At 60.1% G+C, this 24,379-nt stretch carries 18 protein-coding genes and 1 riboswitch; of the genes, 7 read left to right on the top strand and 11 right to left on the bottom strand.

Annotated elements, in window-relative coordinates:
* Window positions 1-30 precede the first annotated feature (30 nt).
* The 8 genes from parC to GHN92_RS07940 form a co-directional block, all read right to left on the bottom strand.
* Window positions 31-2,295 (bottom strand): DNA topoisomerase IV subunit A, encoded by a 2,265-nt coding sequence (gene parC / locus GHN92_RS07975; RefSeq protein ID WP_095000941.1) that lies wholly within the window; start codon window positions 2,293-2,295, stop codon window positions 31-33.
* Window positions 2,296-2,306: 11 nt separating this feature from the next.
* Window positions 2,307-2,828, bottom strand: coding sequence for a TIGR02281 family clan AA aspartic protease (locus GHN92_RS07970; protein WP_095000940.1), 522 nt, complete (start codon window positions 2,826-2,828; stop codon window positions 2,307-2,309).
* Window positions 2,825-3,805, bottom strand: a complete 981-nt coding sequence (locus tag GHN92_RS07965; RefSeq protein ID WP_095031363.1) for an esterase-like activity of phytase family protein — start codon at window positions 3,803-3,805, stop codon at window positions 2,825-2,827. The genes GHN92_RS07970 and GHN92_RS07965 overlap by 4 nt, the downstream gene beginning before the upstream one ends.
* Window positions 3,805-5,709, bottom strand: coding sequence for a DNA topoisomerase IV subunit B (gene parE, locus GHN92_RS07960; RefSeq protein ID WP_095000938.1), 1,905 nt, complete (start codon window positions 5,707-5,709; stop codon window positions 3,805-3,807). The genes GHN92_RS07965 and parE overlap by 1 nt, the downstream gene beginning before the upstream one ends.
* A 51-nt stretch (window positions 5,710-5,760) precedes the next feature.
* Window positions 5,761-6,369: a YqiA/YcfP family alpha/beta fold hydrolase gene (locus tag GHN92_RS07955; protein ID WP_095000937.1), complete on the bottom strand. Its 609-nt coding sequence runs from the start codon at window positions 6,367-6,369 to the stop codon at window positions 5,761-5,763.
* 95 nt (window positions 6,370-6,464) lie between these two features.
* On the bottom strand, window positions 6,465-7,280 hold the full coding sequence (cpdA, locus tag GHN92_RS07950) for a 3',5'-cyclic-AMP phosphodiesterase (RefSeq protein ID WP_153379853.1): 816 nt from the start codon (window positions 7,278-7,280) through the stop codon (window positions 6,465-6,467).
* A gap of 114 nt (window positions 7,281-7,394) precedes the next feature.
* Window positions 7,395-7,847: a DUF1249 domain-containing protein gene (locus tag GHN92_RS07945; RefSeq protein WP_095000935.1), complete on the bottom strand. Its 453-nt coding sequence runs from the start codon at window positions 7,845-7,847 to the stop codon at window positions 7,395-7,397.
* The gene (locus GHN92_RS07940; protein ID WP_153379851.1) at window positions 7,838-8,455 is read right to left on the bottom strand and encodes an NUDIX domain-containing protein; all 618 of its coding nucleotides are present in this window, start codon (window positions 8,453-8,455) and stop codon (window positions 7,838-7,840) included. The genes GHN92_RS07945 and GHN92_RS07940 overlap by 10 nt, the downstream gene beginning before the upstream one ends.
* Before the next feature lie 223 nt (window positions 8,456-8,678).
* Between GHN92_RS07940 and GHN92_RS07935 the strand changes: the two genes are divergently transcribed.
* Window positions 8,679-9,425, top strand: coding sequence for an RsiV family protein (locus GHN92_RS07935; protein ID WP_095023821.1), 747 nt, complete (start codon window positions 8,679-8,681; stop codon window positions 9,423-9,425).
* Between the two features lie 105 nt (window positions 9,426-9,530).
* Here the strand turns inward: GHN92_RS07935 and cytX are convergent, their stop codons facing one another.
* Window positions 9,531-10,802, bottom strand: a complete 1,272-nt coding sequence (cytX, locus tag GHN92_RS07930; protein ID WP_153379849.1) for a putative hydroxymethylpyrimidine transporter CytX — start codon at window positions 10,800-10,802, stop codon at window positions 9,531-9,533.
* 140 nt (window positions 10,803-10,942) lie between these two features.
* Window positions 10,943-12,832: a phosphomethylpyrimidine synthase ThiC gene (gene thiC, locus GHN92_RS07925; protein WP_133144743.1), complete on the bottom strand. Its 1,890-nt coding sequence runs from the start codon at window positions 12,830-12,832 to the stop codon at window positions 10,943-10,945.
* Window positions 12,833-12,986: 154 nt separating this feature from the next.
* A riboswitch (TPP riboswitch) is annotated at window positions 12,987-13,092 on the bottom strand.
* 172 nt (window positions 13,093-13,264) lie between these two features.
* Here thiC and GHN92_RS07920 point away from each other — a divergent pair.
* Both GHN92_RS07920 and GHN92_RS07915 read left to right on the top strand, forming a co-directional pair.
* The gene (locus GHN92_RS07920; protein ID WP_095017688.1) at window positions 13,265-14,701 is read left to right on the top strand and encodes a TolC family outer membrane protein; all 1,437 of its coding nucleotides are present in this window, start codon (window positions 13,265-13,267) and stop codon (window positions 14,699-14,701) included.
* A gap of 113 nt (window positions 14,702-14,814) precedes the next feature.
* Complete coding sequence (locus GHN92_RS07915) at window positions 14,815-19,497, top strand: dermonecrotic toxin domain-containing protein (RefSeq protein ID WP_153379847.1); 4,683 nt, start codon at window positions 14,815-14,817, stop codon at window positions 19,495-19,497.
* Here the strand turns inward: GHN92_RS07915 and waaA are convergent.
* Window positions 19,494-20,771, bottom strand: coding sequence for a lipid IV(A) 3-deoxy-D-manno-octulosonic acid transferase (gene waaA, locus GHN92_RS07910; RefSeq protein WP_095017690.1), 1,278 nt, complete (start codon window positions 20,769-20,771; stop codon window positions 19,494-19,496). The two genes, GHN92_RS07915 and waaA, sit on opposite strands and share 4 nt — an antisense overlap.
* A 145-nt stretch (window positions 20,772-20,916) precedes the next feature.
* Between waaA and GHN92_RS07905 the strand changes: the two genes are divergently transcribed.
* From GHN92_RS07905 to GHN92_RS07890, 4 genes are all read left to right on the top strand, one after another.
* Window positions 20,917-21,249 carry a multidrug efflux SMR transporter gene (locus tag GHN92_RS07905; RefSeq protein WP_095000929.1) on the top strand — a complete coding sequence of 111 codons (333 nt, stop codon included), beginning with the start codon at window positions 20,917-20,919 and terminating at the stop codon, window positions 21,247-21,249.
* A gap of 124 nt (window positions 21,250-21,373) precedes the next feature.
* Window positions 21,374-22,549 carry an FAD-binding oxidoreductase gene (locus GHN92_RS07900; RefSeq protein WP_095017691.1) on the top strand — a complete coding sequence of 392 codons (1,176 nt, stop codon included), beginning with the start codon at window positions 21,374-21,376 and terminating at the stop codon, window positions 22,547-22,549.
* Window positions 22,546-23,358 carry an aldo/keto reductase gene (locus GHN92_RS07895; RefSeq protein ID WP_095000927.1) on the top strand — a complete coding sequence of 271 codons (813 nt, stop codon included), beginning with the start codon at window positions 22,546-22,548 and terminating at the stop codon, window positions 23,356-23,358. The genes GHN92_RS07900 and GHN92_RS07895 overlap by 4 nt, the downstream gene beginning before the upstream one ends.
* A 41-nt stretch (window positions 23,359-23,399) precedes the next feature.
* Window positions 23,400-24,356, top strand: a complete 957-nt coding sequence (locus GHN92_RS07890; RefSeq protein WP_095000926.1) for a metal ABC transporter ATPase — start codon at window positions 23,400-23,402, stop codon at window positions 24,354-24,356.
* The last annotated feature ends 23 nt before the right edge of the window (window positions 24,357-24,379 follow it).

The raw sequence follows: 24,379 nt of genomic DNA, 5'->3' as shown, positions 1-24,379 counted from the left end.
AAAAACGCAGGCCGGGCGCACTAAACAGGCTTAATTGGGGGTTTCTACCAACAAGGCATCCACACGCTGGAACCCACGAGGCAGTTTGTTGCCACGACGGCCACGCTCACCTTTGTAGTGTTCCAGGTCATCCGCCTTGAGCGTCAAGGTACGCTTGCCCGCCTGCAATACCAATGCGGCATTGTCTGGAAGTACCGCGATGTCGGTCACGTACTCTTCGCGGCTGGCCACGCGATCGCCGGGTATGCCGATGATCTTGTTGCCCTTGCCCTTGCCCAGCTGCGGCAAGTCGCTGACCTTGAAAATCAGCAGGCGCCCTTCAGTGGTCACCGCCGCCAGCCAGTTGTGCTCGCGATCGGACACCGGCCGCGGCTGCATCACCTGCGCGCCTTTGGGCAGACTGAGCAGCGCTTTACCGGCCTTGTTCTTGGCTTGCAGGTCTTCACCCTTAACCACAAAACCATAACCGGCATCGGAGGCGATCACGTACAACGCGTCGTCTTCCGGCAACAGCACGCACTCGAATGTGGCGCCCGGAGGCGGGGTCAGACGACCGGTCAGCGGTTCGCCCTGACCACGGGCCGACGGCAAGGTGTGCGCAGCCACTGAGTAGCTGCGCCCCGTGGAGTCGATAAACACCGCAAACTGGTTGGAACGCCCGGCAGCGGCGGTTTTGTAACCATCCCCCGCTTTATAGGACAGGCCGGTAGCGTCCAGATCGTGGCCTTTACCGCAACGTACCCAGCCTTTCTCCGAGAGCACCACCGTGACCGCTTCAGTCGGCACCAGCTCGTTTTCCGACAGGGCCTTGGCTTCTGCGCGGGCCACGATTGGCGAACGACGATCATCGCCGTAGGTTTTGGCGTCTTCCAGCAGTTCAGTGCGCACCAGCTTTTTCAGCTTGGCTTCGCTGCCCAGCAGGGCTTGCAGCTTGGCTTGCTCTTTACGTAGTGCATCCTGCTCGTCGCGCAGCTTCATCTCTTCCAGACGGGCCAGTTGGCGCAGGCGCGTATCAAGGATGTAATCAGCCTGGGTTTCACTCAGGGCAAAGCGTGCAATCAGCTCAGCCTTGGGGTGTTCCTCGGTGCGAATGATATGGATCACTTCATCGAGGTTCAGGTAAGCGGTGAGCAAACCGTCCAGCAGGTGCAGGCGGCGCTCGACTTTATCGAGACGGAACTGCAGGCGGCGGCGCACGGTGTTGACGCGGAACTCCAGCCATTCAACCAGCAGGGCACGCAGGTTTTTCAGCTGCGGCTTGCCGTCCAGGCCGATGATATTGATGTTGACCCGGAACGTGGACTCAAGCTCGGTGACAGCGAACAAGTGCTGCATCAGCTCGTCGAGATCGACCTTGTTGTTGCGCGGAATGATGACGATACGGCACGGGTTTTCATGGTCGGACTCATCGCGCAGGTCGGTTACCATCGCCAGCTTGGTCGGCTTGGCCTGCATCAGCGCGGCGATCTGCTCCAACACCTTGGCACCCGACACCTGATGCGGCAGTGCAGTGACCACGATGTCGCCGTCTTCGATGTGATACACCGCACGCATGCGCACCGAACCACGGCCGGTCTGATAGATCTTCAGCAGGTCGGCGCGCGGGGTGATGATTTCAGCTTCGGTCGGGTAGTCCGGGCCTTGAATGTGTTCGCACAATTGCTCAACCGTGGCTTTCGGCTCGTCGAGCAAACGCACGCACGCCGCCGCCACTTCACGCAGGTTGTGCGGCGGCACATCGGTGGCCATGCCGACGGCGATGCCGGTGGTGCCATTGAGCAGGATATTGGGCAAACGTGCCGGTAAAACCGCAGGTTCGTCGAGGGTACCGTCAAAGTTCGGTACCCAGTCCGCCGTGCCCTGGCCCAATTCGCTGAGCAGGACCTCGGAGTAACGCGACAGGCGAGCTTCGGTGTAACGCATGGCGGCGAACGACTTGGGATCGTCCGGCGCACCCCAGTTGCCCTGGCCGTCGACCAAGGTGTAGCGATAGCTGAACGGCTGTGCCATCAGCACCATCGCTTCGTAGCAGGCCGAGTCGCCGTGAGGGTGGAATTTACCGAGCACGTCACCGACGGTACGCGCCGATTTTTTGTGCTTGGAGTCAGCGTCCAGGCCCAACTCGCTCATGGCGTAAACAATACGCCGCTGTACGGGCTTGAGGCCGTCGCCGATATGCGGCAAGGCCCGATCCATGATGACGTACATGGAGTAGTTGAGGTAGGCCTGTTCGGTGAAGTCGGCCAGTGACCGGCGTTCTACGCCGTCCAGGCTGAGATCAAGGGAGTCGCTCATGCGGACCTCATTCAGTTCGTTGTCTGGCGCAGCAGCATGGTGCCGCCGCGCTGGGTAAATTCAAGTTTGTTCAGCGCACTCATGCCCAGCAGCACCTGCTCGCCGTCCAGCCCGGGGGCCGCTACAGCTCGCACATCGCGCAGCACAATGGCGCCCAGCTGCAGGCGATCGATGCGGGTCTGGTAGCCCTGGGTGCGGCCATTGGCGGTGCTCAGGGTCACCGGGAGGCCCTTGGGCAGTGCCAGTTGCCTGGCCAGATCCAGCGGTACTGCCACATCGGTGGCACCGGTATCGAGTAAAAATTCCACCGGCACGTTGTTGATCCGGCCACTGGCGACGAAATGGCCCTGCACGTTGCCGAGCAGTTTGACTTCGATATAACCCTCGCCTTGCTGCGAGGTCACTTCGGTATTGGGGTTTTGCTGACGCTGTTCCCAGCGCCCGAAAAACTGCGTGGCCAGGTACAGGCCCGCGCACCAGGCCACGATCATGAAGATACGCCCCACGCCTTTGCCCGGTGCTTGCTGGCTCATTGTTTGGCACTCCAGCCACCTTGCGGTGCAGCAAAGCGCCAGACGATGGGACGTTTTTCGCCATCGGCGCGTCTATGGCTGCCGTTGTCGACCCCGACCCAGGCGCCCTTGGCATCCAGGCTCAGGGCCTCGGTGTTGCCATAGCCGGTGTTGTAACGCCGGGCATCGGTCAGGGCATCATTGGCAAACGACCAACAGCGTTCGATCTCGCCCGTATTCGGGGTACGCCGGCAAATACGATAGGCCATGCGCTCAAGGGTAAACAGCTTGTCCTCGAACAGCGCCAGGTCGGCAAAGTCCTTTGCCTGGGCCTTGGCGTTGAGTTGCGTCGGCGGCTGTTCAAGACCGCCTTCGCTCATCAGCACGCAGCCGTTTTCGCAGTCCCATACACTCTGTTTTTTGCGAATCGTCAGCAAGCCACGGCGCTCACGCTCGGCCGCCAGCCATATCTGATTACCCTGCGAGTTGACGGCAATCCCCTCAAACAGCGCATTGAAATGCAGCAACATGCCGCTGGCACGGGCCTGACGCACCAGCGCCGGGTCGATTTTAAGCCATGAAGGCGCCCCGGCCTGAGGGATTTGCAGTACCGCTGCATGGGACTCACTGACCACGAACCGGTTGCCCGCCTCATCGCAACTGATCCCTTCAAAGTCCAGCTCGCCGCCGCGCAACGGGCTGATGGCCTTGCCCATCATGCGCACGCCCCACGGCAAGCCGCTTTCCGGCGCTGGCGGCACATCGACAGGCAAGGCTTCGGCCTGCCACAGAGACTCGCGGGTATCGAGGCGATAAATCTGATCATCATCACGATCAGACACCGCCCACAGCTCACCCGAACATAATGCCAGCCCGGACAGATTGCCACCGCGCATGCCTTCAACCGGATGCTCTGACTGCAACGCCAGTTCTGGCCAGGTATCGGCCATGACCGGCGCAGCACCCAAACAGAACAAGCCCAGCAAGGCACTGCGCATCAGGCCAGCACCTGCGCCAGGTTGCCTTTGGATTCGAGCCAGGACTTGCGGTCACCGGCGCGTTTCTTGGCCAGCAGCATGTCCATCATTTCTGACGTGGCGGCGAAGTCTTCAAGAGTGAGTTGCACCAGGCGACGGGTGTTCGGATCCATCGTGGTTTCGCGCAGCTGTGGCGGGTTCATCTCACCCAGCCCCTTGAATCGTGTGACTTGCGGCTTGCCGCGTTTTTTCTCGGCGACAAGACGGTCAAGAATGCCGTCGCGCTCGGCTTCGTCCAGGGCGTAGAAGATCTCCTTGCCCAGGTCGATGCGGTACAGCGGCGGCATCGCCACATAGACGTGACCGGCATCCACCAGCGGGCGGAAGTGCTGCACAAACAATGCACAGAGCAAAGTAGCAATGTGCAGGCCGTCGGAGTCGGCGTCGGCAAGGATGCAGATCTTGCCGTAACGCAACTGGCTCATATCGGCCGCGCCCGGATCGACACCGATGGCCACAGCGATATTGTGCACTTCCTGGCTCGCCAGCACTTCGCTGCCGTCGACTTCCCAGGTGTTGAGGATCTTGCCGCGCAACGGCAGGATCGCCTGGAACTCCTTGTCCCGCGCCTGCTTGGCCGAGCCGCCTGCAGAATCACCTTCCACCAGGAACAGCTCGGAGCGCATCGGGTCTTGCCCGGCGCAGTCCGCCAGCTTGCCCGGCAAGGCCGGCCCCTGGGTAATGCGCTTGCGTTCGACCTTTTTACTGGCCTTGAGCCTGCGCCCGGCGTTGTTGATCGCCAGTTCGGCCAGTTGCATGCCCAACTCGGGGTTGGCGTTGAGCCACAGGCTGAAGGAGTCCTTGATCACGCCCGAGACAAATGCCGCCGCCTCACGGGATGACAGACGCTCTTTGGTCTGACCCGAGAACTGGGGTTCCTGCATTTTCATCGACAGCACGAACGCAATGCGCTCCCACACATCTTCAGGCGCCAGCTTGACACCCCGCGGCAGCAGGCTGCGGAACTCGCAGAACTCGCGCATGGCATCGAGCAAGCCCTGGCGCAGGCCGTTGACGTGGGTACCGCCCTGGGCCGTAGGGATCAGGTTGACGTAGCTTTCCTGCACGCTGTCGCCGCCCTCGGGCAGCCACAGCAAGGCCCAGTCGATGGCTTCCTTGTTACCGGCCAGGCTGCCGCAGAACGGCTCGTCGGGCAGGCGTTCAAACTCGCTGACTGCATCGACCAGATACGAGCGCAGGCCGTCTTCGTAATGCCACTCGACCTTTTCGTTGGTGTTTTTGTCTTCGAACGTAACCAGCAGCCCCGGGCATAGCACGGCCTTGGCCTTGAGCACGTGCTTGAGGCGGCTGACGGAAAACTTGGGTGAATCGAAGTATTTCGGGTCCGGCGCGAAGTACACGCTGGTGCCGGTGTTGCGCTTGCCAACCGTACCGATAATTTCCAGATCGGTGGCTTTATAGCCATCGGCAAAGGTCATCTGGTACTCGTTGCCGTCACGCTTGACCTTGACCCGTACCAGCGTCGACAGCGCGTTGACCACCGAGATGCCCACGCCGTGCAGGCCGCCGGAGAACTGGTAGTTTTTGTTGGAGAACTTGCCGCCGGCGTGGAGCTTGGTGAGGATCAGCTCGACGCCCGGCACACCCTCTTCAGGGTGGATGTCCACCGGCATGCCGCGCCCGTCATCGCTGACTTCCAGCGAATGATCGGCGTGCAGGATGACGTTGACCGACTTGGCGTGACCGGCCAGGGCCTCGTCGACGCTGTTGTCGATGACTTCCTGGGCCAGGTGGTTGGGCCGGCTGGTGTCGGTATACATGCCGGGGCGTTTGCGCACCGGGTCGAGGCCCGAGAGGACTTCGATGGCGTCGGCGTTATAAGAGCTAGCGCTGGGAGTGGCCATAGGGTCTCGTCGTTAGTCGTAAGTGAAAAAAAGGGCCATTCGACGGGCGCCTTAAAGGGCCGCGAAGTCGATGGTTTCAAACTGTTCGGCGCCGATCCCTGCAAAGTTCAGCAAGTCGGGCAACTGCTGGGCAAAGCCCTGATAACTGTGATCACCGCCCGCCTCAATACGCAACGTACATGCCGCGTAGTACTGTTCAGCGTAGCGGTAGTCCAGGGTTTCATCGCCTGTCTGCAACCACACCTGACAACGCTGCGCGTCCTGAGGGGCTGGCACTTCAAGTTCTGCCAGCGCCTGCACGTGATCGAGGGTCAGTTCCCAGGTTTCGCCGCTGTAGTGATTGGTTTGCGTGCCCAGATAGCCGTCGAACATCCGGTGCGGGCTGACGGCCGGATTGATCAGCAAGGCCTTGAGGCCGTATTGGCGGGCCAGCCATGTCGCATAGTAGCCGCCGAGCGAGCTGCCGACCAGCAATGGGCTGCCAAGCTCACTGATTACGCCCTGCAATTGGGCAATGGCCTGGCGCGGATGATGGTGCAGGGCAGGCACCCGCAGTTGCCCGCCAAGGCCCATGCCGTGCATAGCCGACGTCAACTGCATGGCTTTCTTGGACTCGGGGGCACTGTTGAACCCGTGGATATACAAGATGGAACCTGACATGCGATGACCCCCGAAGACCCGTTAAGCTGAACACAGCAACAATAAAGGCGCGCAGTTTAGCCTGACTCAGGGGCAATGACTCGCTTCAAGATAATTCAGTAATTGTTGGCGCTGTAATCCGGCTCAAAGGTGAAATCCGCCAGGCGCGACACGCCGGTTTGCAGAGTGCCGTCCGGTTGCAAGCGCAGCCAGCGATAGCCCGGCACCTCACCGCTGACCTTGAAGTCTGGGCTGCCCACCGCGAACTGGATGCAGGTAGAGGGCGTGGCCAGCAATCGAACGTCGTTGCGCTGCTGGTCGAACGCCTGATGAACATGCCCCCACAGTACCGCCCGGGCCTGTGGGTAACGGTCCATGACCGACCAGAATTCTTTGGCATTGCGCAGACCGATCGGCTCCAGCCACGGGCAGCCCACCGACACCGGGTGGTGATGCAGGCACACCAGGTGATGGCGATCGGGGGCTTCGCTCAAGGACTGGGCCAGCAATTGCAACTGATCGTCCTCCAGGTAACCGGGGGTGGAGTGGGGAACAGCCGAGTTGAGCAGCGTAATGCGCCAATTGCCAATATCGACCACCGGCTCCAGAAGACGGCTTTGCACAGCCGCTTCACGCATCTGCGCAACTTGATCGTGGTTGCCGGGGATCCAGCGGCCAAAGGGTGCCAACGGCGCGGTCAGTGTGCGAAAGCGTTGATAAGCCTCGACACTGCCGTCCTGGGTCAGATCACCAGTGGCCAGCAGGCCGTCAATATGCGGCTGCTCGGCCTGCACCAGATCAATCACTTGTTGCAGGCTTTGCGCGGTCTTGAGCCCCAGCAGCGAGCCATCCGCTTCTGCAAACAGGTGGCTGTCAGAGAGCTGCACCAGCAGCACCGGGTCTTCGGTGGTCAGCGTGGATACATTCGGCAAGGTGGCTCTCCCGGGGAGGGTCAGTGAATGGCGCGATTATGCCATTGAGTATGGCCATTATGGGAGTAAGCGCCTTGATCCAGAGGCCAGTTTTTTGGTGCGCTTGCCAGGATTTCAGCGCACTTCTGCGTACTCATGGCCACAGGCCAGGCAATGACTTAGCCACTCACCCAAAAACACATTGAGCTGGGCCTTTTCGTCGGGCTGGTGCATGGCGATATTGGGGTAGGGATAAATGCTGCGAAAACGCCGCGCATGCTCGGCCGCGACCACTTCGGCCATGCGCGCATCGTGATACACCTGCACCTGCAATTGAGGCACCGGCAACCACGGCAAGCTGTGCTCCTGGCTGACACGCAAGGTGCTGGTGTACGGGCAATCGAGGATCACCTCCAGCGTCAGCACGCCCAGCATCTGATCGCCCTGGGTCACGGCAATCTGGCGCGGGCCGGGTTGCTCGCGCATTTCGGGCAACAAACGCATCAGACGCGCATAGTTGGCCTCGCAAGCGGCCTGCAGCCCGATCAGATCGACCCGATAACGATCGCGAACCCCATTTACGACCATAACCCCCTCACTTCAGCGCGATTAAGCGCCAGCCATTGCAGGGCAATAATGCTCGCTGCATTGGAAATACGCTCATCACGTACTGCTTGCAGCGCATCTTCGTACGCCCATACCGTTACACGAATATCTTCTGCCTCTTCCTCCAGACCATGCAAGCCCCCGACGCCCTCAGTGCTGCAACGCCCGAGATAGAGATGAACAAACTCGGTGCTGCCCCCCGGCGACGGGAAGTAGCGAGTGATCGGCCACAACGACGAGAACGTCAGCCCGGCCTCTTCTTCACCTTCACGGTGAGCCACTTCCTCGGGCACTTCAGCCTTGTCGATCAGCCCGGCAACCAGCTCGATCAGCCAGGGCGTGTCAGTCTTGCCCAGGGCGCCGACGCGGAACTGCTCGATCAGTACCACTTCATCACGCTGCGGGTCGTAGGGCAGCACACAGACTGCATCATGTCGTACAAACACCTCACGACTGATCTCGCGACTCATGCCTCCGGCAAAGAGTTCGTGTCGCAGATGCACCCGATCAAGCTTGTAAAAACCCTGATAACCGTTCTCGCGCTTTACGATCTCGACGGTGCTTGGCCTGGCCTTGGTGATGTCAGTCATTACAAACCCCTTGCTGGCGAATTTCACCGTGGGCGGACCCTCGGCATCGCGCATCCTAACGCGCCAGAGACTGCTGATGCAGCCTCTTTTCTAACACGGGGATAGACGGATCGCCTGCAAAACAACTCTAATTGGCTCTACATAAGCTTAGTGGCGAACCGATGCCCATGCTGGCAGTCGAACCACCATCACTCCCCCACTCTTCCGACGATGAAGGACGACCATGTCGCTTTTAAAGTTTGCTTCCATGACTTGCATCGCCCTGACCCTGGGCGCTTGCCAAAGCGTGTTCCAGCCTGCGGTGCAAAAGCCGTTGGCGTTTGCCAATGACGCTTCCGAGCAAGTCAAGGCAGGCTGCACCGGCCAGGAATGCCCGCTGGTGAACATCGATACACTGCATTTTCCCGACGCCCCCAAGCTCGATGCGCTGATCGAAAATCGCCTGTTGCGAATGACCGTCAATTCGCCTGAGGACAAACTGGCGCCCTCGCTCAACGCCTATCGCGAACACTTCCTGCGTACGGCCGACAGCCGTAACAGCACTTATTTGCAGGCCAAGGTACGCGAGCAGCATGACGGTCTGGTGATTGTCGAGCTTTCCAGCTACCTGGATACCGGGGGCGCCCATGGCATGCCGGGCCGCGGCTTTATCAACTACTCGCGCTCACAGCAAAAGGACGTGACCCTGCAGGACATGCTGCTGCCGGGTCAGGAACAGGCTTTCTGGGGTGCAGCCAAAGTGGCTCACAACAACTGGCTGATCAGCAGCCATTACGGCAGCGACCCGGAGTTCGTGAAAAACTGGCCGTTCGAGAAAACCCCGCATGTGGCGCTGCTCAAAGACAACGTAGTGCTCAAGTACGACGTGTACAGCATTGCGCCGTACTCTGAGGGCCATGTTGAGTTGAAGATTCCGTACTCGCGTTTGAACGGGATTTTAAAGCCAGAGTGGTTTCCGGGTCGCGGGTAACGCCAACCGCCCCTGTGGCAGCGGGCTAGCTCGCGATGGGATCGATACGGTTTCACTGGAAAACCGCGTCGCCAGCATCGCGAGCAAGCCCGCTCCCACAGTGTGCTAGGCCGTTTTTGACCCGCGCCCCAACAGCCACTGCAACCCGCCGGCCAGCAACAACGCGGGCAATGTTGCGCCTACATCCGGCAGCACGTTCGCCAGCAGGTGATAAGTCAGCACCCCGCCCAGCCAGGCCAGCAGCGTCGGCCAGCGCCACAACTCAGGCGCAACCCGGGCACTGCGCTGGCGCAGGATAAAGTGATCCACCAGCACCACGCCGAACAATGGCGCGAACACCGAACCAATCAGCAACAGAAAGTTCTGGTACTGCGCCAGCGGCGCAAAGCAGGCGATCAAGGTGCAGACCACGCCGATGGTCAGGGCCAGATGCTCGACTTTCAAACGCAACAGAATCCCGCCTGACACCGCCGCCGAGTGAATATCGGCAAATGCGTTTTCCGACTCATCGAGCAAAATCAGCAGCAGCGGAATCCCCAGCCCGGCCCCTGCCAGCGCCAACAGCAGCGCATTCACTTCACCACTCGGGGCGAATGCCAGGGTGTAAGCCACGCCCAGGCTCATCAGCCAGAAGTTACCGATAAAGAAGCCCAAGGCCGTGCCGCCGAACACGTTTTGTGCACGCTTGCCGAAGCGTGAGTAATCCGCAATCAGCGGCAACCACGACAGCGGCATGGCAATGGCAATGTCAAAACCCACTGCGAACGGCAGCGAACCATCGCCTTTTTGCGCCCACAGCGCTGGCAGATCGGCTTTGGCAAACAGGTTCCAGGTCAGCCATAGACAGGCCGCCAGCAGTAACCAGATACCCCATTTGCGCAGAATCTTGCGCACAAAGGTCAATGGCCCGCTCACCGCAAGCAAGGTGGCCAAGGCGCCGAACAACAGCGTCAGCAACAGGGGGTTACTCAACAGGCTGCCTTCGCCAAAAGCCCGGGCGCCAAGCAGGCTGGCCGCGTCGCGCATCACGATGATTTCAAACGAGCCCCAGCCGATCAGTTGCAGCACGTTGAGCATGGCCGGGAGCATGGCACCGCGGCTGCCCAGGCTGAGCTTGAGCGCAGCCATGGACGAAAGGCCGGTATCGCTGCCAATCACACCGACCGAAGCCAATAGCGACACGCCCACCAGCGTGCCGAGAAAAATCGCCAGCAATGAACCCGACAGTCCCAGCCCCGGCGCAAGCAACGCGCCGGTCTGCAACACCATCAGGCCAATGCCGAGGGAGAACCACAGGGAGAACAAATCGCGACCGCCGAATGCACGCAGATCCAGAGGGACAGCAAGGTCGGGAGAGTAAGTACCGGGTGTGTTCAAGGAATGAATCCCACAAAGAGAAAACCGCCTAAAAAACCTGTGGGAGCGAGCTTGCTCGCGATGCAATCAACTCGGTGCAGCTGAATCACCGAGGTGCTGCAATCGCGAGCAAGCCCGCACCCACAAGGGGACTGCTTACATCACACTTTTTTGTACAGCTGACTGCCTTCCTGCTTGAAGCGCTCGGCCTGTTCGGCCAGGCCTTTGGCCACATCCACGTCGATGGCATCTATGCGCTGGTTGGCGGCGTAGATACGAACTTCCTGGGTGATTTTCATCGAGCAGAACTTCGGCCCGCACATGGAGCAGAAATGCGCGACCTTGGCCGAATCCTTGGGCAGCGTTTCGTCGTGATAGGAGCGCGCCGTGTCCGGATCCAGGCCCAGGTTGAACTGATCTTCCCAACGGAACTCAAAACGCGCCTTGCTCAGGGCGTTGTCGCGGATCTGAGCGCCTGGATGACCCTTGGCAAGGTCGGCAGCATGGGCCGCGATCTTGTAGGTGATGATCCCGGTCTTCACGTCATCCTTGTTCGGCAGGCCCAAGTGTTCCTTGGGCGTCACGTAGCAAAGCATGGCGCAACCGAACCAGCCGATCATCGCCGCACCAATGCCCGAGGTGATGTGGTCGTAACCCGGCGCAATGTCGGTGGTCAGCGGGCCGAGGGTGTAGAACGGCGCCTCGTCACAGCACTCCAGCTGCTTGTCCATGTTCTCCTTGATCAACTGCATCGGCACGTGGCCAGGGCCTTCGATCATGCACTGCACGTCGTGCTTCCAGGCGATCTTGGTCAGCTCGCCAAGGGTTTCCAGCTCGCCGAACTGCGCCGCGTCATTGGCGTCGGCAATCGATCCCGGACGCAAGCCATCGCCCAGCGAGAAGCTGACGTCGTAGGCTTTCATGATTTCGCAGATTTCGTCGAAGTGGGTGTAAAGGAAGTTTTCTTTGTGGTGCGCCAGGCACCACTTGGCCATGATCGAACCACCACGGGACACAATCCCGGTCACGCGCTTGGCGGTCAGCGGCACATAACGCAGCAGCACACCTGCGTGGATGGTGAAGTAGTCCACGCCCTGCTCGGCCTGCTCGATCAGGGTGTCGCGGAACAGCTCCCAGGTCAGGTCTTCGGCCACGCCGTTGACCTTTTCCAGCGCCTGGTAAATCGGCACCGTACCAATCGGCACCGGCGAGTTGCGGATGATCCACTCGCGGGTTTCGTGAATGTGCTTGCCGGTGGACAGGTCCATGACCGTGTCCGATCCCCAGCGAATGCCCCAGGTCAGCTTGGCCACTTCTTCTTCAATAGAAGAGCCCAGCGCACTGTTGCCGATATTGCCGTTGATCTTCACCAGGAAGTTGCGACCGATGATCATCGGTTCCAGCTCAACGTGGTTGATGTTGGCCGGGATGATGGCGCGGCCGCGGGCGATTTCATCACGCACGAATTCGGCGGTGATTTCTTTCGGGATGCTCGCGCCAAAGCTGTGGCCCGGATGCTGCTGGTCAAGCAAACCGGCGGCGCGGGCTTCCTGCAGCTTCATGTTTTCGCGGATGGCGACGTATTCCATCTCGGCGGTGATGATGCCCTGACGCGCATAGTGCATCTGGCTGACGTTGGCACCGGCCTTGGCCCGACGCGGGTTCTTCACGTGGGCGAAGCGCAGTTTGGTCAACTCTGCATCTTCAAGGCGCATCTGCCCAAAGTTGGAGCTCAGGCCCGGCAGGCGCTCGGTGTCGTCACGGTCGTCAATCCACGCCGAGCGCACATCGTCCAGACCTTTGCGCACATCAATTTGCACCGACGGGTCGGTATACGGGCCCGAAGTGTCGTAGATCAATACCGGGGCGTTCACTTCACCGCCAAAATCGGTAGGTGTGACATCCAGGCTGACTTCACGCATCGGCACCAGAATGTCCGGGCGCGAACCCTGTACGTAGACTTTTTGCGAGCGGGTAAACGGCTTGACCGACTGCTCATCGACCTTGGCCGAATCACTGAGATTGATCGCGTTTTTTGGTTTTGTACTCATCACGGCTCTCCAGACTGCATCCAGGCGGATTGTCGGAGGGAGAACCTGAAAAATGTACGGATGCACCCAAGGACTGGGTGCTGAGTGACGGCCTCGAATGATTGATCATTTTTTGACCAATCAATCCCGGACAGCACTCAAGAGGACTCGCCGGGAGACGAGAAATCTTGTTCCCTACGCAGGCGTTAACCTGATCAGGTTCAACGGGATCCGAAATTATTCGATCTCAGCCTCATAGCAAGGCACCCCGACAAGAACGCGCCCAGTCTAGAGAAGAGTGAGGCAGAACGCCAACCCCTCAATCAATGGCGTGATAAAAGGCGCAAGAACGGCATTGTTGCAAGGTGCCACCACTACTACACTCGCTACTTCTTGAAACCGCGAGTCGGACTCGGGCTTTCATTTTTCGCATTCTTGAACTAGGGATCGCTCATGCTGCGCAAACTATCACTGGCTATCGCCGTGTCTTGGGCGTCCAGCGCAATGGCGCTGGAAACCACCGCCCCATTGTCCAGCCAAAACGGCCTGGTCAGCGTTTACCACGAAGCGGTCGACAACAACGCCGACCTGGCGGCGGCCCGCGCCGGTTACGAGGCGCAAAAGGAAGTGGTGCCCCAGGCCCGTGCTGGCTTGCTGCCCAACCTGTCAGGGGGGGCCGAGTCGAGCAACGTGCGCACGGCCATCGACCAGCCATCGCTGACCACCACCCGCAGCGCCGTGGTCTATCAGGCCACGCTGGCACAGCCGATTTTCCGGATTGACCGCTGGTTCCAGTTGAAAGCCGCCGAATCGATCAACGAACAGGCTGCACTGCAACTCTCGGCCACCGAGCAAAACCTGATTCTGCAAAGCGCCAATGCCTACTTCTCGGTACTGCGCGCCCAGGACACACTGGCAGCGACCAAGGCCGAAGAGGCCGCGTTCAAGCGCCAGCTGGACCAGTCCCGCGAGCGTTTTGACGTGGGTCTGTCGGACAAGACTGACGTGCTGCAATCCCAGGCCAGCTACGATACGGCGCGGGCCAACCGGATGCTGGCCCAGCGTCAGGTCGAAGACGCTTTTGAATCGCTGATCACCCTGACCAACCGCCAGTACAATGCGATTGAAGGCATGCGTCACACCTTGCCGATCCTGCCGCCGATGCCCAATGACGCCAAGTCATGGGTAGACACCGCCGCGCAGCAGAACCTCAACCTGCTGGCCAGCAATTACGCGGTAAACGCCGCCGAAGAAACCCTCAAGCAGCGCAAGGCTGGCCATGCGCCAACCCTCGATGCCGTGGCACAGTACAAAACCGGCGACAACGACGCTTTCGGTTTGAGCAACCCCAACGCCCTGAACCAGCGTTACGGCGGCGACGTGTCCCAGCGCAGCATCGGCGTGCAGTTGAATATCCCGATCTATAGCGGCGGGCTGACCAGCTCCCAGGTGCGCGAGTCGTACTCGCGCCTGGACCAGACCGAACAACAGCGTGAAGCCTTGCGCCGTCAGGTGGTGGAAAACACCCGCAACCTGCACCGCGCGGTCAACACCGACGTTGAACAGGTGCAGGCACGCAAACAGTCGATCATCTCCAACCAGAGCGCACTGGAAGCCACGGAAATCGGCTACCAGGTGGGTACACGCAATATCGTCGACGTGCTCGACGCCCAGCGCCAGCTGTACAACTCGGTACGTGATTACAACAACAGTCGCTACGACTACATCCTCGACAACCTGCGCCTCAAGCAAGCTGCAGGAACGTTGAACCCGGGGGATCTGGAAGCGCTGTCACATTATTTGAAAGCCGACTACAACCCGGACAAGGACTTTCTGCCACCGGACCTGGCCAAGGCCGCCGAAGCCAATCTGCGCTCGCCGGGCAACTGACTTTCGCGCAATTTGATTGGCTGACATATCCAGCTAACACCGTTCCTTGAACGCTCCAGAAGTTAATACGGCATCGGTCGTATGACCTTCTGGAACGCAACACAGGAACGCTCATGCCTACAGTCCCCTCGCCCTCCCTCGCCCTGCCCGAAAATGCCGTACGGGCACAGTTCGCCAACCCGCCCCCACTCACAACGGTCGCCCGGCAAATGCTCGCAGCGGCCATTGCACAGCGCTATCCCTCACTGCGAATCAGCCTCGAACGCACCCGCCTGGCCGTGCCCAGGCCCGGTGGAGGCTGGTCGCTGGAGCCGTTCATGCCCCGGGTGCTGGATTACCTGGGTAGCGGTGTCACGCTGGATTTAAGCCCCGTCAACACACAACCCTACTACCTGACCGATAACGCCCCCGACTGGCTCAAGCCCGATGACGGTGAGTTGGATATGCAGGTTATCGAAAGCCTGGTCAAGGAACTCCCCTGGCGCCTGCCCGTCGGCCTGCAGAATGCACTGCACCAGTGGTGGACAAAAAAAACCGATACCGGCACCAGCCGCTGGCGGTGGCTCAGCGATGTGATGCGGGACACCCTGACAATTGGTGCAATTCGGCAAACCGGTCTGAACCCGGCCGCCCTTGCTGCCATCAACCAGGTCATCACCACGCCCGACCTCGAAGAGCGTATCCGCCTGTATGGCGAGAACGCTGTGCGCGCCTATTGGCTCGAAGCCACCCTGCTGAATCCTGAGGTGGTTTACTCCGGGCTCAATACAAGGATTGCTCTGGTCACCCGAAACCAGGTGCTGATGTGCAAAGCTGACGGCGACACCCTCACCTTTAAAAGCATGGACACACTGGGTCAGGCCTGGGCCAGGAAAATCATCAGCTCGTACACCGTAAAAGAAATTCGCATGAAGCAATTTGAGCTGGAGGGCAATTTTTTCGATGCCAGCGCCGCCGCCATTCTGAACCGGCAACTTGAACGCACAGCCACGCTAAAAGTGCCGTCCAGTATAGGCTGGCAGGCACTGCAAAGGGTTTACAGGTCCATCACGGATACCTCGGCATACTTTGCCGACGCGCCCAAAGCCACCTTGCAGAGCCTTACAACGGTCAAAAACCACTTGCCCGAATGGCTGAATAACGCGTCAGCGGCCAGCATCGCACGCTATCGCCATTACAGCCTTGCCCTGTATGCCGCCAAACAGGCCAGCGAAGGCAAGACCTACCTGTATGGCATCAGCGACATCCACACCTATGCCGCCGACGCGTTGCACTGGCAAATGCGCGCCGACCAGCGACAATTCGAGCAAGATATCCCCATGCAAGAGCGCATGGATCAGTTTGCACCCAATGATATCGAGCTGACTTTTCTGTCCGCCACCGGCCTGCCCGGGACCATCGGCATCGTGGAGAGCACCACCATGAGCCTGACCGAGCTGTCCCTGAAAAATCTGATCGGTCGGCCCGAAGGTGCACTCAGCCTGCGCCATCGCCTGGGGGAGCCACTGCCAGGATGGTTGACGCCCGACTACATCACCCGACGCGGCGGGCTGATCGAAAAGGTCGATATCGGCAGGGTGTACCCCAAGTATCTTGAAAACGCACTGTTGAGCAACACACCCGACGCCCTGGTGCGCGAAAGGTTTTTCGCCACTCAAACCAGCGTGCAACTGCCGATGGAAGCGCTGGAACTGAGCCTGAAAAAACAAAATGGCCTGACCCCGCTGGGCGCCCGCCATGTGGCCGCAGTGGTACACACCTGCGCCGCTGAGCAACAGGTCGAAGGACTGGCAGTGGTCATTCGTCATTTGGCCCTGCTACGCCACCCCGAAGCCCTGCCCGACATTGTGGGTAACATGTTTATCATCGAGCCGGCCAACGTCGAGTATGGGCCACATGTGCTGTACCGGCCTTTTTACTCGCCATCACTGCTGGAGTTCAGCACCCGCGACGCACTGCTGGACGCCATTGTCGAGCCCTCGCCTCTGCAAACCAGCGTACTGACCTGGTTGAGTGACATTGCCCGTCCGATCTACGACAACGGCGGCTTCAAGGAGCCACATTACCTGCGCTTCGGTTTGGGCAGTGAGTTCGCTCCGATTGAACGGCCGGGTCCTGCCAGGCTGGCCACCAACGGCAGCGACGAGTTACTGCAATTTCTACAGAACGGCCAGTTGATGCAGTACCTCTTTGGCTGTAATGCCAGGGCGCTGGTGGAGCAGGCGAACACAGATTCGGTGTCCAATACGGAAAGCCGCTGGGGGGTGCTACTGGAAGGTGGCAGCCTGATTTTCAACAGCCTGTTGCTGCTGCCGGGCTTGCCACCCCCCATCATGCTGACCGGCGGTTTGCTGAGTGTCGCGAAACTGGCCAGCCAGGACATCCCCGCTCTTGCCAGCAGTGACGCCGCGACTCGCGAGCTGGCAGCCGCCGATGTATTGCTTAACCTGGGCATGTTGCTGTTCCACCAGTCCCAGACGGCTCTGCAGAAACTCACACCACTTCCAGAAGGGTTAATGAGCAAGGCCTTGCGAGCGCAGGCGCCGGCCCGTATCGCCGAAATCTGGCCGGAGCCGGAGCCGCCCAAAATTGTCACGGGCATCGTGGCCCTGCCCGGCGAGTTGCCTGGTGCCCGCAGCACCGAGCTGGACTTGGGCATCGCCAGCGCCAGCGATCGCCTGACTGCCAGCAGACGCGAGCTGTTGGCCAGTTTCAAGGTGGCGCGACCCGAAACTTTACCGCCTCCGATACCCGACGGCCTGTTCAAGGGGCTTTATTTAATTGATCAGAAGTGGCACGCCTTGCTCGGTGAAGGGCTGTACCCCGTGCACATCGACAGCGAAGATAATGTCGCCATCTCTTCAAGCACCGATATCAATCGCATTGGCCCGAACCTGAGAACGGATGGTAAAGGTAATTGGTTTGTAGACACCCGCCTGCGTTTACAGGCTGGGGGCCTCTCCAGACGCATAGCGTCCCTGCAAGCGCAAAAAGCCCGGCGTAAAAGTGAACTGCAAACACAGCTGACTGACTTTTACCCCCTTGAAGCTCCGCGGCAGAAGGCCGTTGATATCACCCACAGCGCCCTGAGAAGTGCAATGGCAGACCCACGCTTCACTGCCGAGCAGCTCGCCGCTTTACGCGAGAGGCTCAAAACCGCACTGCACGCGGAGTTGAGCGGTTACCAGGCATTGCTGGCCACTGCCGAGGAACGCAGCAAGCTTGATATCCCCTTTCACGAAACGATCGTGATTTCCATGCTGGAGAAGTCCTTCGACAACCGGATCATCTCCCTGGTTGTCTCGGCAAACGAACAAAGAGCCCTGATCAACAAGTGGCCGCAGTTCAATGCAGAGGACGCTGATATCGAGGCCGCGGTACAGGCAGACCCCCAGGGGTATGCACAGTCAAACCGCGAGCAGGTGGCAATCAACGAGATCACGATAGAACGTATCGAGCAAAGAGACGGCTATCTGGAGCAGTTGTACAACTTCGGCGAAGCGGGCATCGCTGCCGCTACCGAACTGGCCCGCTCAATACCTGCGGCCGGACATACCAGCCTGACTCTCAAGGGTTTTCAGCTCGACTGCCTGAAACAGGCCAGCTCCACCCCCTCCGCAAGCAGTCTCACAGAAGAAAGCCTTGATAGCGCCATTGACCCGCTCAATGAGCACACCCACACCCATAACCAGCTCAATACTCTGGAAATCGACGCTGACAAACGCCTGGAGGTACTGGACAGCCTCGCGGAGAACTACGGCCAGGCGCTGGATGCCCTGGAAGGCATTGGCTTGATGTATGCCGATGAACTGGATCCCGAGTACTTCAAAAAACTTCGTCTGTTGCTGACAGAGCTCTATCAGGATGTCACCCGCCAACTGGCGGCCGAGATCAAGCCGCCCCCGCAGCCCCCCGCACAAAGACCTGGAAAGCGCACACCACCTGCCGCTGGCAGTCGCTCCAAAAAAGTGATTCATGTCCGTGGCAAGGGCAAATTGATCGGCGAACTCCGGCCCGCAGACAACGAATGGCTGAGTGATGTCATTGAAATCCGCTCAGACTATGACGAGCAATTACTGTCGACTTATTTGCAGCACGAGGACGAATGGATCGAGATTAAAACCGTGCGCACTGAATCACCGCGCACACGGGCACTGAATATCATCAAGGGTGATGCGCGCAAACTTTACGCCTTGTCCGAATGGCATCTGCACAAGGCCACAGTGCACAGCATGAGTACCCGCTACCCGCAGGAAGTCGAAGAAGAACTCATTCGCGAAGCCAATAAGCTCGACAAGCTGGCTACTGAGCTGCACTTGGCCCTGCAGACCCAAGCCGAGGATTCAAGGTCCCAGGACGATCAGACCCTGATCGACAGCATGCGCAGTGCTGCCCAAAAAATGATCAGGGAAGGCAGGGAGATGCGCATCAAGTTGAGCTTCGAACTGCCGCCGACCCATGGCAACCTGCAGTACCTGATTGATGAGAAACAGGTCCAGATAGCGGGGCTAGGCAAGCGCATCCCGTTAACCGGTGAGCGGCAGGACTATATGCAGGAGTACGCCGTCAACGACCGCCAGGGCAGCCCGCTGTGGTATGCCCATTTTCACTATGACGAGGCCCATACCCCGAAAGCGAACTACACGGCCGCTCACTTGAAGACAAAAGAGCAGCGAAAATTCAGCTACATCGTCCAGCTGGACAAGGCTAAAACTGCCCCTGCCATCGTAAACGTGCATCGCGGCCAGATTGGTAAAGACCTGGCCGAACGCTGGTTTCTGCCACTGGCCGACTAGCGCGACATCAACCGTCCCAGGCCATCGAGCAACCGCTGCAAGGCGCCCTGATTGCGCTGCATGACTTTAAGGCCCGCCTGGCCCATGCGCCGGGCGTCTTGCGGCAACTCGAACAAGCGCTGTACCGCCAGCGCCAGCCCTTGGGCGTCGTCCACTTCTTCCAGTGCTCCGGCGTCGCGCAGCATCGCGCTGATTTCCAGAAAGTTGAACAGATGTGGCCCGCTCAACACCGGTTTGGCCAGCGCCGCCGGTTCCAGCAGGTTGTGCCCGCCATTGGGAACCAGACTGCCCCCCACAAAAGCGGTGTCTGCCAGCGCGTACAAAAACAGCAATTCACCCATGGTATCACCCAGCATGACCTGGGTACTTGCGGTGACCGGCTCGCCACTGGAACGGCGCACCGTGGCAAACCCTTCGCGCTGGCACAGCTCGAATACCTGATTGAAGCGCTCCGGGTGCCGAGGCACCAGCATCAGCAACGCATTGGGGTAATGGCCAAGCAATTGCCGATGGGCCGCGAGCACAATCTCGTCCTCCCCCTCGTGGGTGCTGGCTGCAATCCATACCGGGCGAGCCAGAGCCTGCCACTGCTCACGCAGCTCCCGGGCATCGACCAGCAGCTGGGGGTCGATGGTCAGGTCAAACTTGATCGAGCCGGTGACCTCAACGCACTCAGGTCGTGCACCCAATTGACGAAAGCGCTCGGCTTCGGTTTCGGTCTGCACGGCAATCAGGCTCATTTCTTCCAACATGGGCCGGGTCAGGCGGGCGAAGCGGCCATAGCCCTTGGCCGAGCGTGCCGACAAGCGGGCATTGGCGAGCGCCACCGGTATGCCGCGCTTGGCACACTGATGGATATGATTGGGCCACAACTCGGTTTCCATGATGACCGCGAGTTTGGGTTGCACGCGATTCAAAAAGCGCGCGGCCGCCCACGGCAAGTCGTAAGGCAGGTAGCAATGCTGAATACGCGGCTCATTCGCGAACAGCGCCTGGATCCGCTCGGACCCGGTGGGTGTCATACACGTCACTGTGATTGGCAGCTGTGGGTAACGTTTTAGCAGCTCACGAATCATCGGCGCGGCAGCGATGCTCTCGCCCACCGAGACCGCATGCACCCAGATTCCCCCCGGCTGCAGGGTCGGCAGATTCAAGGCGAAACGCTCACCAATACGCCGGGCATAAGCGGGCGCCTTGCGCGCCCGCAGCCACAATCGAATCGCCACCAGTGGCAGCCCCAGATGAAACAGCAAGGTGTAGAGAGTTCTATTCATGGGTGCGGAGTTTACTTGAAAAAGTATTCACGATGATGGCACCGAATACTCCCTACCCTGTCGCAACCAGAACGCACTACACACTTTCACAACTACTAGAATGCCTTGCTGCTAAATTGCCCCGCTCCACACTCAGGACTCCACCATGAACGCCTACTATTACCTGGCCATTGCCATTTGCGCCGAAGTCATCGCCACCGTCTCCATGAAAGCGATCAAGGGTTTCAGTACACCGCTGCCGCTGATCCTGGTGATTGCCGGTTACGCCACGGCATTCTGGATGCTGACCCTGGTGGTGCGAACCATTCCCGTGGGCGTGGCTTACGCGGTGTGGGCGGGTATGGGCATTGTGATGGTGAGTGTCGCAGCGCTGTTTATCTACGGGCAAAAACTCGACATCCCGGCCATGCTCGGCATGGGCCTGATTGTGCTGGGGGTGGTGGTGATTCAACTGTTCTCGAAAACAGCGGGGCATTGAATCCAGCAACGAAAACACCACACCTCGTTCCTTCGGCAGCTGCTACGCAGGTTTACAGGCTCAGGCCAGGTTGTGGATCAGGCTGTATACTTGCGGTCTTTGTCTTTAAACGCCGAGGTCGCCCATGCCATCTGTTATTTCCACCGACGTGCTGATTGTCGGCGCTGGGGTTGCCGGCCTTTGGCTCAATGCCCGCCTGCGTCGCCAGGGCTTCTCCACGATTGTGGTCGAGCGTGAAAGCCTGGGGGGCGGGCAGAGTGTGAAATCTCAAGGCATCATTCATGGCGGCGCCAAATATGCGCTGCACGGTGCCCTGACCGGGGCGTCCGAAGCCATCGCCGATATGCCGCGCCGCTGGCGCGAAGCCCTGGCCGGCGACGGCGAACTCGACCTGAGTGGTGTGCGCCTTCTTTCCGAAGCCCATTACCTGTGGTCGCCGGGCACCCTCGCGGGCAACCTCACCAGCTTTTTTGCCAGCAAGGCCGTGCGTGGCCGGGTCGATCAGGTCAAGGGCGACCAGTTGCCCCCGGCCCTGCAAGATCCACGTTTCAAAGGCAAGGTGTATCGCCTGGCGGAGCTGGTAGTCGACGTCCCGAGCCTGATCGAGCGTCTGGCGGAGTTGGCGGGGGATGGCCTGCTGGCCGGGCAGGTGATTGAACCGCTGTTTGACAACGACGAACTGATTGGCCTGCGGGTCGACGGTCTCGAGATTCACGCCCAGCGTATTGTGTTCAGTGCAGGTGGCGGCAATGCCGAGCTGCTGGCCAGTGTCGGCATCAGCGTTCCGGCCCAGCAACTGCGCCCGCTGCATATGGTGCTGGTCAAGGGGCCCAGCCTCAAGCCGCTGTACGCCCACTGCCTGGGCGGTGGGCCCAAGCCACGCATTACGGTAACCACTCACCCCGCGGCCAATGGCGAGTGGGTGTGGTATCTGGGCGGTGATATCGCCGAAGCCGATGGCGTGGCCCGCGAACCTGCCGAGCAAATCGCCGTGGCGAAAAAAGAGCTGGGCAACCTGCTGCCCTGGGTTGACCTGAGCCAGGCGCAGTGGGCCACGTTGCGGGTCAACCGTGCCGAGCCTGCGCAGTCGGGGCTGGTACGCCCGGACAACGCTTTTCTCTCGGACCAGGGCCGTCTGCTGGTCGGCTGGCCGACCAAGCTGGCACTGGCACCGGACTTCTCTGACCGGGTGCTGCAAGCGCTGGAGCACGACGGAATCAAACCGGGCAATGCACCGGCCCTCCCTCCGCTGCCACGTCCACCCCTGGGAAAAACCGCGTGGGAGCAACTGTTGCCATGAGCCAGCCAACCCTGCACGACTTCCATCGCCCGCTGGGCAGTACCGGCCTGCTGGTTTCGCCACTGGGGCTGGGCACCGTCAAGCTTGGCCGCGACCAGGGGGTCAAGTACCCCAGCGGCTTCAAGATTCCGGATGATAACGAAGCGCAGATGCTGCTCAAGCTCAGCCGCGATCTGGGCATCAACCTGATCGACACCGCCCCCGCCTATGGCCGCAGTGAAGAACGCCTTGGCCCGCTATTGCGTGGTCAGCGCCAGGACTGGGTGATCGTCAGCAAGGTCGGCGAAGAGTTTGTCGACGGCCAGTCGAGTCACGACTTCAGCGCTGCGCATACCCGCCACTCCGTTGAGCGCAGCCTGCAACGTCTTGAAACGGACTTTATCGATCTGGTACTGGTGCACTCTGACGGCAATGACCTTGCGGTTCTCAATGAGTGCGAGGTCTACGAGACCCTGGCCGAACTCAAACGCGAGGGCAAGATTCGCGGTTTCGGCTTGTCGGGCAAAACCGTTGAAGGAGGGCTCAAGGCCTTGGAAACCGGTGATTGCGCGATGGTCACCTACAACCTCAATGAACAGGCCGAGCGGCCGGTGATCGATTACGCCGCGGCCCACGGCAAGGCCATTCTGGTTAAAAAGGCGCTGGCCAGCGGGCATGTGTGCTTGAGCCCTGGGGTCGATCCGGTGCGCGCCAGCTTCGAACTGGTGTTTGGCCATCACGGGGTTGCCAGTGCTATTGTCGGCACCATCAATCCGCTGCACTTGGCCCATAACGTGGCGACCGTTGCGCAGGTTCTGCGTAAAACCTGAAGCCGCCGACGCGGCCGACCCCGACGCAAGGAGGAGCCGACATGCCGCGCATGCTGATCCGCAAGAACCCCAGCGACTTCAAAACCCTGCCGTTATTTGTCGAAGCCACGCCAGAGGGCTTGAGCTATCAAAGCATCGGCATGCCGTTGAACTTCGCGCAGACCCTGCTAAAGCGCCGCCCGGTCAAGGTTGCCGATAATGAGCGTTTTTCGCTGGAGCTGGCCAACCTTGGCGTATCCGTGCGACTGACCATGAGTTGGCAAGGTCGCGACTACTGGGTGCTGGTACGTCAGCGTCGTCAGGATCGGGGCGATGTGGTGCTCAAGCTGATCTCTGGTTACGTGCCAGCCCACGAGGTCAGCCTGCCCCTGCACACAGCCATCCAGGAGATTGCCGAAGAGTGCCTGCTGGAAACCCCCGAAGGCTGGCTGAGCGGGCGGTTCAATGAAACATGGCTGCCTGCGCCCTACGCCGCCGCGCTGCATTACCGCGAGGCCATGCCCTTTCGCCTGACCCCCCTGTCCGGTGCGACACGGCCTGTAAGCTGTGGCAGCCAGCCCTTGCTGGAGCGGCCACGGACCTACGTGCACTTGCCGACAGCATCGCTGCAACTGATTTACGACCTGCGTCTGGAAGTGCCCAAAGAGGCCAAGTCCCTGAGCCTTTTCCATGTCGAAGAGCGGCTTGAAGGGGATCAACTGGTAGCGCGGCTGGACCGCAAGCGCCCGGATCTGTACCTGATCCCGCTCACGGAAGGCCGGCCCTGCGCCGAGTTATACACCCTGAGCAAAGACCGCCTGCAACCTGCCAGTACCCGTGGCGTGCGGCTGGCCGAGAGCTTTGCACCGCAGGACGGCTGGGTGGTCCATGACGAGCGGATTCGCTGGAAGGATTGGGTTCGGCAACAGGGTTTAACCCCGCCCAAACCCGAGTCACGGCTCAAGCGCCTGACCGGCAAGGCGCGGCAGATTTTCAGGAAGGTGGTGAAAAAGTCTTAGATTCAAATGTGGGAGCGGGCTTG

The organism is Pseudomonas sp. FSL R10-2964 (assembly GCF_009600035.1).
GTDB lineage: Bacteria > Pseudomonadota > Gammaproteobacteria > Pseudomonadales > Pseudomonadaceae > Aquipseudomonas > Aquipseudomonas bubulae.
The sequence above is the reverse complement of the archived record's forward strand: the minus strand, read 5'-3'. Positions and strand labels throughout refer to the sequence as shown.

Coding starts and splice junctions, on each gene's coding strand:
- GHN92_RS07905 (WP_095000929.1), top strand. CDS start 20,917: ATGAACGCCTACTATTACCTGGCCATTGCCATTTGCGCCGAAGTCATC.
- waaA (WP_095017690.1), bottom strand. CDS start 20,771: ATGAATAGAACTCTCTACACCTTGCTGTTTCATCTGGGGCTGCCACTG.
- GHN92_RS07895 (WP_095000927.1), top strand. CDS start 22,546: ATGAGCCAGCCAACCCTGCACGACTTCCATCGCCCGCTGGGCAGTACC.
- GHN92_RS07940 (WP_153379851.1), bottom strand. CDS start 8,455: ATGACTGACATCACCAAGGCCAGGCCAAGCACCGTCGAGATCGTAAAG.
- GHN92_RS07915 (WP_153379847.1), top strand. CDS start 14,815: ATGCCTACAGTCCCCTCGCCCTCCCTCGCCCTGCCCGAAAATGCCGTA.
- thiC (WP_133144743.1), bottom strand. CDS start 12,832: ATGAGTACAAAACCAAAAAACGCGATCAATCTCAGTGATTCGGCCAAG.
- GHN92_RS07890 (WP_095000926.1), top strand. CDS start 23,400: ATGCCGCGCATGCTGATCCGCAAGAACCCCAGCGACTTCAAAACCCTG.
- parE (WP_095000938.1), bottom strand. CDS start 5,709: ATGGCCACTCCCAGCGCTAGCTCTTATAACGCCGACGCCATCGAAGTC.
- parC (WP_095000941.1), bottom strand. CDS start 2,295: ATGAGCGACTCCCTTGATCTCAGCCTGGACGGCGTAGAACGCCGGTCA.
- GHN92_RS07955 (WP_095000937.1), bottom strand. CDS start 6,369: ATGTCAGGTTCCATCTTGTATATCCACGGGTTCAACAGTGCCCCCGAG.
- GHN92_RS07945 (WP_095000935.1), bottom strand. CDS start 7,847: ATGGTCGTAAATGGGGTTCGCGATCGTTATCGGGTCGATCTGATCGGG.
- GHN92_RS07920 (WP_095017688.1), top strand. CDS start 13,265: ATGCTGCGCAAACTATCACTGGCTATCGCCGTGTCTTGGGCGTCCAGC.
- GHN92_RS07900 (WP_095017691.1), top strand. CDS start 21,374: ATGCCATCTGTTATTTCCACCGACGTGCTGATTGTCGGCGCTGGGGTT.
- GHN92_RS07935 (WP_095023821.1), top strand. CDS start 8,679: ATGTCGCTTTTAAAGTTTGCTTCCATGACTTGCATCGCCCTGACCCTG.
- GHN92_RS07965 (WP_095031363.1), bottom strand. CDS start 3,805: ATGCGCAGTGCCTTGCTGGGCTTGTTCTGTTTGGGTGCTGCGCCGGTC.
- GHN92_RS07970 (WP_095000940.1), bottom strand. CDS start 2,828: ATGAGCCAGCAAGCACCGGGCAAAGGCGTGGGGCGTATCTTCATGATC.